This is a genomic window from Mesorhizobium sp. M1338 (assembly GCF_040318045.1).
Taxonomy (GTDB): domain Bacteria; phylum Pseudomonadota; class Alphaproteobacteria; order Rhizobiales; family Rhizobiaceae; genus Mesorhizobium.
Genome location: NZ_JAMYLL010000003.1, coordinates 296,417 through 310,793 on the forward strand (window position 1 = coordinate 296,417; position 14,377 = coordinate 310,793).

Consider the following 14,377-nt stretch of genomic DNA (forward strand, 5'->3'; position numbering starts at 1 on the left):
TTTGCTCCGCCCCCTCTTTGGAAATAAAGAAGCTTATGCCGCGCCGACCGCCTTGGCCGACTTCTCGAAGCGCTTGCGCTCGTTCGGGTCGAGATAGAGCTTGCGCAGCCGGATCGTCTTCGGCGTCACTTCGACCAGTTCGTCGTCCTGGATCCAGGCCAAGGCCTTCTCCAGCGTCATGCGGATCGGCGGGGTCAGCTTCACCGCCTCGTCCTTGCCGGCGGCGCGGATGTTGGTCAGCTTCTTGCCCTTGAGCACGTTCACTTCGAGATCGTTGTCGCGGCTGTGGATGCCGATGATCATGCCCTGATAGACCTTGACGCCCGGGTCGATGACCATCGGGCCGCGGTCTTCCAGGTTCCACATGGCGTAGGCCACCGCCTCGCCCTGCTCGTTGGAGATCAGCACACCGTTGGTGCGGCCAGGCAATTCGCCCTTGTAGGGCTCATAGGCATGGAACAGCCGGTTCATCACGGCGGTGCCGCGCGTGTCGGTCAACAGTTCCGACTGGTAGCCGATCAGGCCGCGCGTCGGCGCGTGGAAGACGATGCGCTGGCGGTTGCCGCCGGACGGACGCAGTTCGACCATCTCTGCCTTGCGCTCCGACATCTTCTGCACGACGATGCCGGCATGCTCCTCGTCGACGTCGATGACGACTTCCTCGACCGGCTCGAGAAGCTCGCCATTTTCGCCCTTCTGCATGACGACGCGCGGACGCGACACGGCGATTTCAAAGCCTTCGCGGCGCATCGTCTCGATCAGCACGGCCAGCTGCAATTCGCCGCGGCCGGAGACGAAGAACGAATCCTTGTCGGGCGATTCCTCGATCTTCAGCGCGACATTGCCTTCGGCCTCGCGCAGCAGGCGGTCGCGGATGACGCGGCTGGTCACCTTGTCGCCTTCGGTGCCGGCCAGCGGACTGTCATTGACGAGGAAGGACATGGTCACGGTCGGCGGATCGATCGGCTGCGCATGCAGCGGCTCGCTCACCGCCGGATCGCAGAACGTGTCGGCGACGGTGCCTTTCGACAGGCCGGCAATGGCGACGATATCGCCCGCCTGGGCTTCTTCGATCGGCTGGCGCTCAAGGCCGCGGAAAGCGAGGATCTTGGAGATACGGCCGGTTTCGACCAGCGTGCCGTCATGGTGCAGCACCTTGACCGGCTGGTTGGACTTCAACGTGCCTGATTCGATGCGGCCGGTGATGATGCGGCCGAGGAACGGATTGGCTTCCAGGATGGTGCCGATCATGCGGAACGGGCCGGGATGCACGGTCGGCGCCGGCACATGCTTGATGACGAGGTCGAACAGCGGCGCCAGCTGCTGGTCCTTCGGTCCTTCCGGGTTTTCCGAAACCCAGCCGTCACGGCCCGAACCGTACAGAATCGGGAAGTCGAGCTGCTCGTCGGTGGCGTCGAGCGCTGCGAACAGGTCGAACACCTCGTTGACCACTTCGACATGGCGGGCGTCCGGACGGTCGATCTTGTTGATGACGACGATCGGCTTCAGGCCGACCTTGAGCGCCTTGCCGACGACGAATTTGGTCTGCGGCATCGGCCCTTCGGCCGCGTCGACCAGCACGATGGCTGAGTCCACCATCGACAGGATGCGTTCGACCTCGCCGCCAAAATCGGCGTGGCCGGGGGTGTCGACGATGTTGATGCGGGTGTCCTTCCAATCGACCGAGGTCGCCTTGGCCAGGATGGTGATGCCGCGTTCCTTTTCGAGGTCGTTGGAATCCATGGCGCGTTCGGCGACACGCTGGTTGTCCCGGAAGGAGCCGGATTGGCGGAGCAATTGGTCGACGAGGGTGGTTTTTCCATGGTCGACGTGCGCGATGATCGCGATATTACGGATTTTCATGTTCTGGTCTCGGAAGCGTTGCAGGCAGCAGGCCAAAAGGCGCTGCCTCTTTCGGTTGCGCGGCTCATACAGGGTTTTTCGCAGTTGCGAAAGAGGAGGCGCGCCACCAAATACTCATCAAATCTTAAGCATCCGCGTGTGAGATGATTTTGTTAACCAAGGCGGGAACCTTTCCGGGTCCGGGCAGTTCGAAAATCATGACCGATAAACTCAACCGATTTTGGCCACTCATCGCGTCCGCGGCCTTTGCAATCCTGCTGGCCGCCAACGCCGCGCAGTCGGCCGCGACGCTGCGCGAGACGCGCCCCGTCGCGCAGTCCGGCACGCAGACAGCCGAGCAGGTCTTCGCCGACGCACCCGACGGTGTCGACCCGATGGTGACCGGCCCGGTCAGCGCCTCCTTCAAGCATAGGCAGGATACCGCCAACTGCGACAGCGCCGTCTGGCCGAACATTCCAATGGTCTGCTACCCAGACTAAGACGTGGCGGGCGTCCGGGACGCTTTTCCAACAGACCGCGCGCTTACGCCGACCGCACCGGGTCGAGCGTCACCTTGTAGAGTTCGTTGTCGTCGCGATCCATCAGCCGCACCGTCATCTGCTCGCTGGCGCCTGAAATATCGACTAGCCCGAAGAATTGCAGGCCCGCCGATGGCGGCAGGTTCTGACCCTGTTCGGCGGTCGGCGCCTTGATGAACTTCAGCTCCGGCCCGAATGTCATGTCAAAATCATTGGGGCCGAACGTGCCGGCATGGATCGGGCCCGAGACGAATTCCCAGAACGGATTGAAATCCTGGAACCGCGCCTTGTCCGGGTTGTAGTGGTGGGCGGCCGTGTAATGCACGTCGGCGGTCAGCCAGACTGTGTTGCTGATGCCGGCGTTCTTGATGAAGCGCAGCAGGTCGGCGATCTCGAGCTCGCGTCCCTTTGGCAAGCCACTATCGCCATTGCTGACCGCTTCGGCACCGACTTTCTTGGCGCCGTCGTCCCAGACGACGAGGCCGAGCGGCATGTCGGCGGCAATGATTTTCCAGGTCGCCTTCGAATTCGCCAGTTCGCGCTTCAGCCATTTCGTCTGCTGTTCGCCCAGTATGCGCGATTGCGGTGTCATCTCATCTTGCATGTCCGGACCGTTGGGGCCGCGATAGGACCGCATGTCGAGGAAGAACACGTCGAGCAGCGGCCCGTAAGCGATTTTGCGATAGACGCGGCCGGGCTCGGACGGCTCGTAGCGGATCGTCGTCATCTCGTGGAAGGCGCGCGCCGCACGGGCCGCCAGCACGTGGATGGACTTCTCCGTGTAGCGATTGTCGGCGCTGAGGTCCTTCGAGTCCGACCAGTTGTTCAGAACTTCGTGGTCGTCCCACTGGTAGAAGGTCGGGCAGATGGCGCTCAGGCCGAGCACGTTCCTGTCCATCATGTTGTATTTCCATTGGTCCCGGTATTCGTCCAGCGTCTCGGCGACCTTGCGCTTGCCGTCGATCAGCACGGCGTTCTTCCACTTGCCGCCGCCGGGCAGGTCGACCTCGTCCTTCATGGCGCCGTCGGCATAGATGGTGTCGCCCGAATGCAGGAAGAAATCGGGCGTGTGCCTGCCGATCGTGGCGTAGGTCTTCATGCCGGTCTCGTCGATGCCCCAGCCCTGGCCGGCTGTGTCGCCCGACCAGGCAAAGCGGATGTCGCGCTTCGACGCCGGCGCCGTCCTGAAGCGACCTGTGATCGGCTCGGAAACGGCGTTGATGTCGGCTAGATCGGCTGACGTCATGCGGTAGAAGATGTCCTGATCGGAAGCGAGGTCGGTGAGAAGCCGCTTGACCGTATAGTCGCTGGCCGGTGATGTATCGAGCGGTGCCAGGCGCGTCGCATTGGCGAAACTCTCCGTCGACGACACCTCGAACATGACGCGCGACGGGCGGTCGGTGCGCGTCCACACCATGCCGCTGATGGCGTCGACATCGCCCGACTGGACGCCATGGGTGAAGGCCGGCCGCTGATTGGCACGCGAATAGTATGGCAGCGCCAGGCTCGAGACCCCGGCCAGGCCAATGGCGCTGGCGGACGTGACGAAGGCGCGGCGGGTCATCGAAAGCTTGTTCATGGCTGTTTCCTGGATGGCTTGAACGGTGCCACCAAGGTCCAGCGTCAATGTTTCAGGCGCATCTCGGGACGATGAAGTTTTGGTAACAACCACATCTTCCCTTCTCCCCTTGTGGGACCCACAAGGGGAGAAGGGAAGAGCAGCTCAAGCCGCTTGCGGCTCCGGATCAAACGCCGGGCGATTTGTATTGATCAGCAGCGAGATACAGGCGGCGGCAATCGCCGTCATGCCGGCAATCAGGAAGGCCAGTTCGTAATTGCCTTGCAATTCGCGCATGGTGCCGCCGAAAGCCGCCGCGGTCGCCGCACCGATCTGGTGGCCGGCGACGATCCAGCCGAACACGATCGGTCCGCTGCGATCGCCGAACGCCTCGTTGGCGAGCCTTAGCGTCGGCGGCACAGTGGCGATCCAGTCGAGGCCGTAGAGCACGGCGAAGATGATCAGGCTGGTCGCCGAGAAGCCGGAATAGGGCAGGTAGATCAGCGACAGGCCACGAATGCCGTAATAGACGCCAAGCAGCTTGCGCGGATCGTAGCGGTCGGTGAGCCAGCCCGACAGCGTCGTGCCGATCAGGTCGAAAATGCCCATCATCGACAGCAGGCCGGCGGCCTGCACCTCGCCGATGCCCATGTCGCCGCAGAAGGCGATCAGATGCGTGCCGACCAGCCCGTTGGTGGTGAAGCCGCAGACGAAGAAGGTGGCGAACAGATACCAGAACACCCGCGTGCCGGCGGCGCGGCGCAGCGTCGAGAACGTATGCGCGAGGAAATTGCCCTGTGACGCGGGCGGAGCCGGCGGCAGGTCGTCGGCATCGGCGCCGTAGCGCACCATGCCGATCGAGGCCGGCCGCTCCGGCACCAGCAGCCAGACCAGCGGTATCAGGGCCGCGGTGGCGATCGCCACCGCAATGACGACCGGCTGCCAGCCGCCCGACTGCGCCAACGCGGCGATCAGCGGCAGGAACACCAGCATGCCCGATGCGCTGGAGGCCGACATCAATCCCATGACAAGGCCGCGATTGGTCTTGAACCAGCGATTGACGATGGTGGCGCCGAGCACGCTGGCGACAGCGCCGGAACCGATGCCCGAGAACACGCCCCAGGTGATGAACAGATGCCAGGGCTTGGTCATCAGCAGGCTGAGGGCGGTAGAGCCCGACATCACCATAAGCGAGGCGAGCAGCGTGCGCCGTAGACCGATGCGCTCCATCAGCGCCGCGGCGAATGGACCGGTGAGACCGTAAAGCAGGATGCCGACACCAGCGGCCAGCGAGATGACGTCGCGCCGCCAGCCAAAGCTATTCTCCAGCGGCAGCATCATGACGGCGGGTGCGGACCGCAGGCCGGCCGCGACCAGCAGGCAGAGAAAGATGATGCCGACCACGACGAAGGCGTAGCGCTGGCCAAAGGGACGAGATTGAGTTATCATGTTACTGACCGGTACGTTACAGGGTGCGGACAGGTATACGTACCGATCGGTAACATTGTCAATCGAGTCACACGATGCCAACGGACAAAAATATTGATCTGACCATCAGCGACGGTCATGCATCGGCGCCGCCGAAAGCCGCCAAGAAGATACTCGATGTGGCCTATGATCTGTTCTACCGGCGCGGCATCAGGGCGATCGGCGTCGACGAGATCGTCAAACGCGCCGGCGTCACCAAGCCCAGCCTCTATCGCAGCTTTCCGTCCAAGGATGAGTTGGCCGCTTCCTATCTCAGGCAATACGATCTTGAATACTGGGAGCGTTTCGACGAGGCGGTCGCCGCTCATCCCGGCGACCCGCGCGCGCAGCTCAAGGCCTTCCTGACCCGCATCGGCAAGCGCACGCAAGTGGCGGACTATCGCGGCTGCGGCATGACCAATGCGGCGGTCGAATATCCCGACCACAGCCATCCGGCCCGCGTGGTCAGCGAGGCCAACAAGCAGGAATTGCGCCGCCGCCTACGCGCCATGGCGGTTGCGATGGGCGCGCAAGACCCTGACACGCTGGGCGACGGCCTGCTGCTCCTGATCGAAGGCGCCTATATCAGCGGCCAGTTGTTCGGGCTCGGCGGCCCGGCCCAGTCGGTCGCCCGCAACGCCGATCTGCTGATTGAAGCCAGCTTGAAGAAATAGCATTTGGCGCTACGCTGCGATGCCCTGCAACGGAGATGTCCGCGATGCGTAGCCTGCTGATTTCGCTCACCCTCGCCGGCTTCTGCCAGGCCGCACACGCCGATGGCATTGCAAGCGCCTACACCGATCTCGACTCGAAGAAGGATTGCGTGACCTACGCGCAGGCCGAGGAAGGCGACGGCGACTGGGCCCAACTCGCCTGTTCGGGTTTTCGCGGTTATCCCGTGCTGATCGCCTACGACGATGCTCGTGAATCGCTGTTCTACGGTTTTCCGCCCGGCGGCGACATGACAACGGTCTGGGAGAGCTTTTCCGGTTTCAATTCATCCGGAGCCAAGATCGAATGGCGCATCGAGACCAAGGGCGAGACTGCGGTGCCCTTTGCCGTCATCCATCGCCGCTCGATCAGCAACGCGGATGACGAAAAAAAACCGACCGAGGTACTGCTCGTCGCCAAGGTCGGCCAGATGGGGGCCCGCGACGGCTGCACCGTCGGCCTGGTGCTTGCCACCGGCAATCCAGGCGCCAACGATCAGGCGCGCAAGCTTGCCGACGACAAGGCGCGAACCTTCGCCTGCGGCAAGGACAGGCACACCGTCATCGGCAACGTGCCGGCTTTCGGCCGGGTGGATAACTGAGCACGGCGGGCTACTTGCCCGCCTTGGCCCGCTCGATCGCGTCGACGATCATCTTCTTGGCATATTTGGAATCGTGCCAGCCTTCGATCTTGACCCATTTGCCGGGCTCGAGATCCTTGTAGTGCTCGAAGAAGTGCTGCACCTGCTGGCGCGTGATGTCGGGCAGCTGGGTGTATTCGGTGACGTTCTCGTAGCGCAGCGTCAGCTTCGGCGACGGCACGGCGATGATCTTCTCGTCCTGGCCGGCATTGTCTTCCATGATCAGCACGCCGATCGGCCGCACGTTGATGACGCAGCCCGGCACCAGCGCGCGTGTGTTGCAGACCAGCACGTCGATCGGATCGCCGTCGCCCGACAGCGTGTGCGGCACGAAGCCGTAATTGCCGGGGTAGCGCATCGAGGTGTGCAGGAAGCGGTCGACGAACAGCGTGCCGGCCTCCTTGTCCATCTCATACTTGATCGGCTCGCCGCCGATCGGCACCTCGATGATGACGTTGACGTCCTCAGGCGGATTCTTTCCACTGGCTATGGCTTCAATGCGCATGGCTTTGTCCCTCTTTTGATGAGAGATCGATAGCGGGCGGCGCGCCATGGTGCAATGCGGCGAATGGTGCTGGGTACGATCGGAAGACGCGGGCGGCCGAAAAGCCGGGCTGTCATTCCCAGACGAAAGCGACCTTCTTCAGCGCTTTCTGCTCGAAGATCTCGACGCCCTCGGCGACATCGCGGCCGCCGGCGCCGGCATAGAAGGCAAGCGCGTTCTGGTTGTCTTCCAGCGCCCAAACCACCATGCCTTTCAGCCCATGATCGGCCAGACGCGCCCTGGCCGCCGCGAACAGCCGGCTGCCAAGCCCGATGCCCTGATATTCCGGGCGCAGGTACAATTCGTAGATTTCGCCCTGCTGGCGCAGTTCGCGGGCCCGGTTCTTGCCGATCGTCGCATAGCCGGCGATCTTGCCGCCGATTTCGACCACCAGAACGGTGGCGGCGCGGCGAATCGCATTCGCCCACCAGTCGGCGCCGCGGCGGTTGATCATCGATGTCAGGGTGCGGTGCGGAATAATGCCGGAATAGGCGCCGCGCCAGGCCTCCAGATGCACCTCGGCGATGGCGCTGGCATCGCGCGGGTCGGCCTTCCTGATGTCGATGGTCAGCGTATTCATGATTTGTTAACCATAAACCCGCATCGCCCGATTGCAAGAGTCCGGGCGGCCCGCCGCCGGCTTTCTCACAGGCGATCGTCGCATCAGCGAGGTGCCTTCGAAGTCCCTCTGGAAGAACTCAGATTTCGACCAGATGGTCGTCCAGTTCGTTGCTGTCACCCACCGTGACCGGGAAATGCTCGGCCAGCACCGCCCCCACCCTCTCGATCACCTTGACGAAGCCGTCGGCAAGCCGGTCGTCGCCGGCATGCGCCGTAAGGTCGCGCACAACGCCATCCCAGACATGCTGGCCGACCTTGGCGTCGATGCCCGAGTCGGCGACCACTTCGGCATAGCGCTCGGCGATGGAGACGAAGACCAGAACCCCGGTGCGCGCCGTGGTGCGGTGGACGTTGCGGGCGAGGAACTGCTTGATCGCGTTGGCATGCGCCGCCTGATAGCGCAGCCGCCTCGGCACCAGATGGATGCGCAGGCCGGGCAGCGCCCACAACAAGGCCAGCACACAGGCCAGCGCCAGGAGCTGGGCGAGGACGAAATGCGGCAGCCGGATCGACAGCCACCAGGCTTCCAGCCCATAGCCGACGGCCAGGCTGACGATCAGCATGCCCACGGTCGCCATGAAGGCGGCCGGGAAGAAATAGCCGTCGCTGGCATGCGCCACGACGCAGTAGATTTCGCCGTCGGTTTTCGATTCGGCGGCGCGGATCGCGGTCGCGATGCGCTCATGATCCTGCGGGCTGATTGGTCGTGTTGCCATGATCTGTCTCACCAGCTTCCTGAAGAACCGCCACCACCGGATGAGCCGCCGCCGCCGGAAAACCCGCCACTGCTGCTTGACCCCGAAGACCAGCCACTGCTCGAACTTCCCGACGACCAGCCGCTGCCCGACGACGAACCCGTTGTCCAGCCGCTGCGGCCCGAGGACCCGCTCGGTCCGCGACCGTAACGAAACGTCATGCCCAGCCATTTGTACACGCCCGGCGACAGCTTTGTGCCGAACATCGGCGGCAGGAACGCCATCGCCAGCCCACCGAAGAACATCGTCGCCCACAGGATCAGGAACACCGCCACGATGGGATCGATGGAAGTGCTGTTATCGGCGGGATTGCGCTTGCCGCGCGCTTCCAGTTCTTCCGGATTGCCTTCCAGCACCATCACCATGTCGTCGACGGCCTTTTCTATGCCGCCGGAGAAATCGCCGGCGCGGAAGGCCGGCACCATGTCGTTTTCGATGATCAGCTTGGTGTGCAGGTCGGTCAGCGTGCCTTCCAGGCCATAGCCGACCTCGATGCGCATCTTGCGGTCGTTCGGCGCCACCAGCAGCAGGACGCCGTTGTTTTCCTTCGCCTGGCCGAGTTTCCAGAAGCGGAACAGCCGGTTGGCGTAAGGCTCGATCTCCTCGCCATCGAGGCTGGGAACCGTCGCGACGACGATCTGGTCGGAGCCTTTTGTCTCGAAATCGGCAAGCTTCCGCGTCAGCGCCGCCTTGGTCGCGGTATCGATGATGCCGGCATTGTCGACGACACGGCCGGTCAGCGCCGGCAGGTCGGCGGCGTGGGCCGCAAACCCCAGGAACAGCGCCGCCATAGCCATCAGGACAGCCGAGGCGAAGCGGCCGGGTCTCGACAGGCTGATGCTGCGGATCGTCATGCCGTCACCAGCCTCCCGACGATCCGCCGCCGCCTGACGAACCGCCGCCGCCGGAAAAGCCGCCACCGCCACCCGAGGACCAGCCACCGCCGGAACCTCCCGACGACCAGCCGCCACCGGAGGATCGCCGGTGTGGCTCGAAGGTCATGCCGAGCCAGCGATAGCGGCCGGGCCCAAGCTTCCGGCCGAAGATCGGCGGCAGGACGGAAACCGCGATGCTGCCGAAGAAGATGATCGCCCAGATGCTGATGAAGACGGCGAAGAACAGGTCGTCGGAATCGAAGGGCGCCTGCTGGTTGCGCTCGCCGCGCGCCTCCAGCTCCTCCGGATTGCCTTCCAGCACCATGATCATGTCGTCGACGGCCTTGCTGATCCCGCCGGAGAAATCGCCGGCGCGGAAGGCCGGCACCATGTCGTTTTCGATGATCAGCTTGGTGTGCAGGTCGGTCAGCGTGCCTTCCAGGCCGTAGCCGACCTCGATGCGCATCTTGCGGTCGTTCGGCGCCACCAGCAGCAGGACGCCGTTGTTTTCCTTCGCCTGGCCGAGTTTCCAGAAGCGAAACAGCCGGTTGGCGTAAGGCTCGATCTCCTCGCCGTCGAGGCTGGGAATCGTCGCGACAACGATCTGGTCGGAGCCTTTTGTCTGGAAATCGGCAAGCTTCCGGGTCAGCGCCGCCTTGGTCGCCGAATCGATGATGCCGGCATTGTCGACGACACGGCCGGTCAGCGCCGGGAGATCAGCGGCGAAGGCCGAGAATGGCAGCGCAAGGATGAGGAGCACGACGGCGACAAGACGAATGACGCGTCGCCCCTCATCGGTCTGCAAGATCACGACGTTTGGCCCGCCGATCACCCGCCCTGCTTCGTGCCGAAATCGACCTTCGGTGTCTGCAGCTTGTCGTCCTCGATGGTGAAATTGGCGAAGGGCTGGTTGCCACGGAACCAGAAGGTCGCCCACAGCACCGAGGGGAAGGTCCTCAGCGTCAGATTGTAGTCCTTGACCGCCAGGATGTAGTCGCGTCGCGCCACCGCGATGCGGTTTTCGGTGCCTTCGAGCTGCGCCTGCAGCGCCAGGAAATTCTGGTTGGCCTTGAGGTCGGGATAGTTCTCGACCACGGCCAAGAGCCGCGACAGCGCGCTGGTCAGGCCGGCCTGGCTGTCCTGGAACTTCTTGAAGGCTTCGGGGTCGTTCAGCGTTTCCGGTGTCACCGTGATCTGGGTGGCCTTGGCGCGGGCTTCGACCACCGCGTCGAGCGTGTCCTTTTCGTGCGAGGCGTAGCCCTTGACCGTCTCGACCAGGTTGGGGATGAGGTCGGCGCGGCGCTGATACTGGTTCAGCACCTCGCTCCATGCCGCCTTGGCGCTTTCCTCTGCCGTCGGGATGGTGTTGTAGCCGCAGCCGGCAAGCAGCGGCAGCACGATCGCCATGATCAGGAAGGCGGGCAGCGTGCGGAACATGGACGGTGAGGCAAGGCGCTGGGCAAGCATGATGGGGTCCCTCGGTAGAAGTTGCATGCGAAGCATTACCACAATCGGCGCGCAAGAAAACGCTCGACCGGCAGGCGCTTGCGTGGCACGCCCGATGCCGAAGGCCCTGTGATTGACCGTGCGAACGCGATAAGGTCCTGTCGAAACGGGACATCATCATGGCGGAACGCCAGGACAGCGAGAAGGAATCGCGCCGTATCCTCGAGCGCGTGGCGCGCGAGACGGATCCGGCCGGCAACTCGTTTGTCGCGCGGGCCACGAAAGGCCTGCACGATCACGTCACCGCGGCCGATGCCGATCCTGCCGATCCTATCGAAGTCTGGGGCACCCGCATTGGCCGGACACTCGGCCTGCTGCTGGCGCTGGGCCTGATGATCTGGCTCGTGCTTTACATCATCCGGGGCAGTTAGGAATCAAACAACAATGAGCGCCGAACAAACCGACGCGCCGCGTGCGGTCATCGTCATTTCCAGCCATGTCGCGCGCGGCTCGGTCGGCAACCGTGCCGCCGTGTTCGCGCTGGAGACGCTGGGCTTTCCGGTCTGGGCGGTGCCGACGGTCATCCTGCCCTGGCATCCCGGCCATGGTCGAGCGACGCGCATCGTGCCGCCGCTCGACCAGTTCAAGGCGTTGATGGCCGATCTCGAGCGCGCGCCATGGCTGGGTGAGGTCGGCGCCGTGCTGTCCGGCTATCTCGGCGAGGCCGGCCAGGCCGAGGCCGTCGCCTCGCTGGTCGCCGCGGTGAAGGCAAAGACGCCTGACGCCGTCTATATCTGCGATCCGGTGATGGGTGATTCGGGCGGGCTCTATGTGCCCGAACCGACCGCCATCGCCATGCGCGACCGGCTGATGCCGATCGCCGACATCGCCACCCCCAACCGCTACGAACTGGAATGGATGGCCGGCGCCCCGTTGCCCGACCTGAAATCGGTGATCGCGGCGGCGCTCAATGCCGGGCCATCGACCATGCTGGTCACCTCGGCGCCGTCGATGATGACGGGCGGCACCGGCAACCTGCTGCTCGACGGCAGCCAGGCGCTGCTTGCCGAGCATCGCCTGATCGACAAGCCGCCGAATGGCCTGGGCGACCTGACGGCGGCCGTCTACCTGGCGCGCATCCTGTCCGGCCAGCCGCCGATCAAGGCGCTGCAATCGACGACGGCGGCGGTCTACGAGATCCTGGCGCGAACCGCCAAGCGCGGCGGCGACGAACTGCAGCTCGAAACCGATGCGCAGAGCCTGTCGCACCCGATGGCAATGGTGCAGCTTCGCCACCTCACGCATCCGGAGCGGGACCGCCGGGCGTGACATCGACTGAGGCCCTGCTTGTCGGCGTCGACGGCTGCAAGGCCGGCTGGATTGCCGTCCGGGGCGCGTTTGGCATGGCACCTTCCGTCGCTGTCTTTGCAAGCTTCGCTGCCCTGCTTGCGTCATTCCCCGACGATGCGGTCATCGCGGTCGACATGCCGATCGGCCTGCCCGAGCTTTCGGGCAAAGGCGGACGTGGCCCGGAAGCGCTGGTGCGGCCATTGCTCGGGGCACGCCAATCCAGCGTCTTTTCGATCCCGTCCCGCGCCGCGCTCTATGCCGACACCAACGACTTCACCACCATGGAAGCCTGGTATGCCGCGCATATCAGGGCAAGCGAGGTGGCCAAAACCACATCCGACCCGCCGCGCGGCGTGTCGATCCAGGCGTTCGGCATTTTTGCCAAGATCCGCGAGATCGACGCACTGCTGATCGCGCGACCCGATCTTCGCGGCCGTGTGTTCGAATCGCATCCGGAGGTCGCCTTCTGCCGGCTGAATGGCGATCGGGCCATGCGGCTGCCGAAGAAGATCAAGGGCAGCATCAATCCGGACGGCATGGCGGAACGCAAGGCGCTGCTCTGCCGGCATGGCTATGAGATGGGCTTCCTCGACCAGCCGCCACCACGCGGTGCGGCCGCCGATGACTTCCTTGACGCAGCGGCGATGATGCTGATCGCCGGCCGCATCGCCGATGGCGAGGCACGTCCGTTTCCCGACCCGCCGCTCATCGATCGTGTTGGCATACCGGTTGCCATTTGGGCGTGAGGGTGCCTGCGAGAGTCGCGCTTCGTGCCTGGCTTTTACGACAAGCTCCTACAATTCTGCATTGCTCGCGACGGGCTTTTGCCGCTAGAGGCTTCTCTCGACTGCAACGAGCTGCCGCCTCCAACCCGGAAAGGCCTTAGCCGCCCATGCCTCACCTTCCCGACCATCTCCTCGCCGGCTACCGCAATTTCATGAGCGGCCGCTATCTCACCGAGAGCGGACGCTATCGAGAGCTTGCCCGCGAAGGCCAGGCGCCGGAAACGATGATCGTCGCCTGTTGCGACTCCCGCGCAGCCCCCGAGGCGATCTTCGACGCCGGGCCCGGCGAACTCTTCGTGCTGCGCAATGTCGGCAATCTGGTGCCGCCCTACGCACCGGACGGCGAATTCCATTCGACCTCCGCCGCGCTCGAATTCGCCGTGCAGAGCTTGAAGGTCAAGAATATCGTCGTCATGGGCCATGGCCGCTGCGGCGGCATCCGCGCCGCGCTCGACACCAATTTCGCACCGCTGTCACCCGGCGACTTCATCGGCAAATGGATGAGTCTCATCGCACCGGCCGCCGAAACCGTGTCCTCCAGCACCTTCATGACGGCGTCGGAGCGTCAGACCGCGCTGGAGCGGATTTCGATTCGCTATTCCATCGCCAATCTCCGGACCTTCCCTTGCGTCTCGATCCTCGAAGGCAAGGGTCGGCTGTCGCTGCACGGCGCCTGGTTCGACATTTCGACTGGTGAACTCTGGGTGATGAACAAGGAGACCGGCGATTTCGAGCGGCCGGAGCTGGGATGAACGCAGCGGCGCGCAAGGTGGTGAACCTCCGGTCGACCGTTTTTACGGCGGCCGCGCTGCTGATCGCGACTATTGCCGCCCGCGCCGATGATCGCGCCATCATCAGCCGCTGGTATTCGGCGCTGCTGGTCGCCGACCGCACGGAACTGTCCGACCTGCTTGCCGACGATGTCCGCATCAAGTTGGACGACCTCGGCATTGTGCAAAGCAAGCAGGAATTCATCGCCTCCATCGACGAATGGAAAGATGCGGTTGCCGGTGCTGCGATCCGGCACAGGATCGAGAAGAGCGAAGGCGGCGTCACCACGGTGGTCGCCTGTTACGATTTCCCCAACAACGACATGCTGATGCAGGAAACCTTCGCGGTGGCCGACAACCGCATCACCGCCAGTTCGCAAGCGGCGATCGCCGAGAACTGCGACGGCTTCTGAGGCGGATATCGGCCACCTGTGATATTGCGGGTCCGCCGGCCGCGTCCTACATCGGTACCGA

General features: G+C 64.0%; 17 protein-coding genes. 8 read left to right on the forward strand and 9 right to left on the reverse strand.

What is annotated here, in order from left to right; all coding sequences use genetic code 11:
- Positions 1–33: 33 nt before the first annotated feature.
- Complete coding sequence (gene typA / locus NKH19_RS05285; protein WP_352865101.1) at positions 34–1,863, reverse strand: translational GTPase TypA; 1,830 nt, start codon at positions 1,861–1,863, stop codon at positions 34–36.
- A gap of 197 nt (positions 1,864–2,060) precedes the next feature.
- Between typA and NKH19_RS05290 the strand changes: the two genes are divergently transcribed.
- The gene (locus tag NKH19_RS05290; RefSeq protein WP_352865104.1) at positions 2,061–2,342 is read left to right on the forward strand and encodes a hypothetical protein; all 282 of its coding nucleotides are present in this window, start codon (positions 2,061–2,063) and stop codon (positions 2,340–2,342) included.
- Positions 2,343–2,385: 43 nt separating this feature from the next.
- On the opposite strand, the gene NKH19_RS05295 is transcribed toward NKH19_RS05290, so the two are convergent.
- The gene (locus tag NKH19_RS05295) at positions 2,386–3,960 is read right to left on the reverse strand and encodes an alkaline phosphatase D family protein (RefSeq protein ID WP_352865107.1); all 1,575 of its coding nucleotides are present in this window, start codon (positions 3,958–3,960) and stop codon (positions 2,386–2,388) included.
- A gap of 144 nt (positions 3,961–4,104) precedes the next feature.
- Positions 4,105–5,388 (reverse strand): MFS transporter, encoded by a 1,284-nt coding sequence (locus NKH19_RS05300; RefSeq protein ID WP_352865110.1) that lies wholly within the window; start codon positions 5,386–5,388, stop codon positions 4,105–4,107.
- A gap of 74 nt (positions 5,389–5,462) precedes the next feature.
- Between NKH19_RS05300 and NKH19_RS05305 the strand changes: the two genes are divergently transcribed.
- Both NKH19_RS05305 and NKH19_RS05310 read left to right on the forward strand, forming a co-directional pair.
- A complete protein-coding gene (locus tag NKH19_RS05305) occupies positions 5,463–6,080 on the forward strand; it encodes a TetR/AcrR family transcriptional regulator (protein ID WP_352865112.1) in 618 nt (205 codons plus the stop codon).
- A gap of 44 nt (positions 6,081–6,124) precedes the next feature.
- Positions 6,125–6,718 carry a hypothetical protein gene (locus NKH19_RS05310; protein WP_352865114.1) on the forward strand — a complete coding sequence of 198 codons (594 nt, stop codon included), beginning with the start codon at positions 6,125–6,127 and terminating at the stop codon, positions 6,716–6,718.
- A 10-nt stretch (positions 6,719–6,728) separates the two neighbouring features.
- Here the strand turns inward: NKH19_RS05310 and ppa are convergent, their stop codons facing one another.
- The 6 genes from ppa to NKH19_RS05340 form a co-directional block, all read right to left on the reverse strand.
- A complete protein-coding gene (gene ppa, locus NKH19_RS05315) occupies positions 6,729–7,262 on the reverse strand; it encodes an inorganic diphosphatase (protein ID WP_352865116.1) in 534 nt (177 codons plus the stop codon).
- Between the two features lie 112 nt (positions 7,263–7,374).
- The gene (locus NKH19_RS05320) at positions 7,375–7,881 is read right to left on the reverse strand and encodes a GNAT family N-acetyltransferase (RefSeq protein ID WP_056586049.1); all 507 of its coding nucleotides are present in this window, start codon (positions 7,879–7,881) and stop codon (positions 7,375–7,377) included.
- 118 nt (positions 7,882–7,999) lie between these two features.
- Complete coding sequence (locus NKH19_RS05325) at positions 8,000–8,638, reverse strand: TPM domain-containing protein (protein WP_352865118.1); 639 nt, start codon at positions 8,636–8,638, stop codon at positions 8,000–8,002.
- A gap of 8 nt (positions 8,639–8,646) precedes the next feature.
- Positions 8,647–9,531, reverse strand: coding sequence for a TPM domain-containing protein (locus NKH19_RS05330; RefSeq protein WP_352981891.1), 885 nt, complete (start codon positions 9,529–9,531; stop codon positions 8,647–8,649).
- A gap of 4 nt (positions 9,532–9,535) precedes the next feature.
- Entirely contained in the window at positions 9,536–10,363 is an 828-nt protein-coding gene (locus NKH19_RS05335; protein WP_502910882.1) for a TPM domain-containing protein, read from the reverse strand.
- A 17-nt stretch (positions 10,364–10,380) separates the two neighbouring features.
- A complete protein-coding gene (locus NKH19_RS05340) occupies positions 10,381–11,019 on the reverse strand; it encodes a LemA family protein (RefSeq protein ID WP_352866100.1) in 639 nt (212 codons plus the stop codon).
- 158 nt (positions 11,020–11,177) lie between these two features.
- Here NKH19_RS05340 and NKH19_RS05345 point away from each other — a divergent pair, with 158 nt between their 5' ends.
- From NKH19_RS05345 to NKH19_RS05365, 5 genes are all read left to right on the forward strand, one after another.
- Positions 11,178–11,429: a hypothetical protein gene (locus NKH19_RS05345; RefSeq protein WP_352866105.1), complete on the forward strand. Its 252-nt coding sequence runs from the start codon at positions 11,178–11,180 to the stop codon at positions 11,427–11,429.
- Between the two features lie 13 nt (positions 11,430–11,442).
- Entirely contained in the window at positions 11,443–12,327 is an 885-nt protein-coding gene (gene pdxY, locus NKH19_RS05350) for a pyridoxal kinase PdxY (protein ID WP_352866108.1), read from the forward strand.
- Entirely contained in the window at positions 12,324–13,094 is a 771-nt protein-coding gene (locus tag NKH19_RS05355; protein WP_352866110.1) for a DUF429 domain-containing protein, read from the forward strand. Before pdxY ends, NKH19_RS05355 begins: the two co-directional genes overlap by 4 nt.
- A 146-nt stretch (positions 13,095–13,240) precedes the next feature.
- Positions 13,241–13,885: a carbonic anhydrase gene (locus NKH19_RS05360; protein WP_352866113.1), complete on the forward strand. Its 645-nt coding sequence runs from the start codon at positions 13,241–13,243 to the stop codon at positions 13,883–13,885.
- The gene (locus tag NKH19_RS05365; RefSeq protein ID WP_352866115.1) at positions 13,882–14,316 is read left to right on the forward strand and encodes a nuclear transport factor 2 family protein; all 435 of its coding nucleotides are present in this window, start codon (positions 13,882–13,884) and stop codon (positions 14,314–14,316) included. Before NKH19_RS05360 ends, NKH19_RS05365 begins: the two co-directional genes overlap by 4 nt.
- Positions 14,317–14,377: the final 61 nt, after the last annotated feature.

Excerpts from the sequence above, each read along its gene's own strand:
- pdxY (WP_352866108.1), top strand. The coding sequence starts at position 11,443 with ATGAGCGCCGAACAAACCGACGCGCCGCGTGCGGTCATCGTCATTTCC.
- NKH19_RS05310 (WP_352865114.1), top strand. The coding sequence starts at position 6,125 with ATGCGTAGCCTGCTGATTTCGCTCACCCTCGCCGGCTTCTGCCAGGCC.
- NKH19_RS05330 (WP_352981891.1), bottom strand. The coding sequence starts at position 9,531 with ATGACGATCCGCAGCATCAGCCTGTCGAGACCCGGCCGCTTCGCCTCG.
- NKH19_RS05340 (WP_352866100.1), bottom strand. The coding sequence starts at position 11,019 with ATGCTTGCCCAGCGCCTTGCCTCACCGTCCATGTTCCGCACGCTGCCC.
- typA (WP_352865101.1), bottom strand. The coding sequence starts at position 1,863 with ATGAAAATCCGTAATATCGCGATCATCGCGCACGTCGACCATGGAAAA.
- NKH19_RS05290 (WP_352865104.1), top strand. The coding sequence starts at position 2,061 with ATGACCGATAAACTCAACCGATTTTGGCCACTCATCGCGTCCGCGGCC.
- NKH19_RS05300 (WP_352865110.1), bottom strand. The coding sequence starts at position 5,388 with ATGATAACTCAATCTCGTCCCTTTGGCCAGCGCTACGCCTTCGTCGTG.
- NKH19_RS05325 (WP_352865118.1), bottom strand. The coding sequence starts at position 8,638 with ATGGCAACACGACCAATCAGCCCGCAGGATCATGAGCGCATCGCGACC.
- NKH19_RS05345 (WP_352866105.1), top strand. The coding sequence starts at position 11,178 with ATGGCGGAACGCCAGGACAGCGAGAAGGAATCGCGCCGTATCCTCGAG.
- NKH19_RS05360 (WP_352866113.1), top strand. The coding sequence starts at position 13,241 with ATGCCTCACCTTCCCGACCATCTCCTCGCCGGCTACCGCAATTTCATG.
- NKH19_RS05295 (WP_352865107.1), bottom strand. The coding sequence starts at position 3,960 with ATGAACAAGCTTTCGATGACCCGCCGCGCCTTCGTCACGTCCGCCAGC.
- NKH19_RS05305 (WP_352865112.1), top strand. The coding sequence starts at position 5,463 with ATGCCAACGGACAAAAATATTGATCTGACCATCAGCGACGGTCATGCA.
- NKH19_RS05320 (WP_056586049.1), bottom strand. The coding sequence starts at position 7,881 with ATGAATACGCTGACCATCGACATCAGGAAGGCCGACCCGCGCGATGCC.
- ppa (WP_352865116.1), bottom strand. The coding sequence starts at position 7,262 with ATGCGCATTGAAGCCATAGCCAGTGGAAAGAATCCGCCTGAGGACGTC.
- NKH19_RS05365 (WP_352866115.1), top strand. The coding sequence starts at position 13,882 with ATGAACGCAGCGGCGCGCAAGGTGGTGAACCTCCGGTCGACCGTTTTT.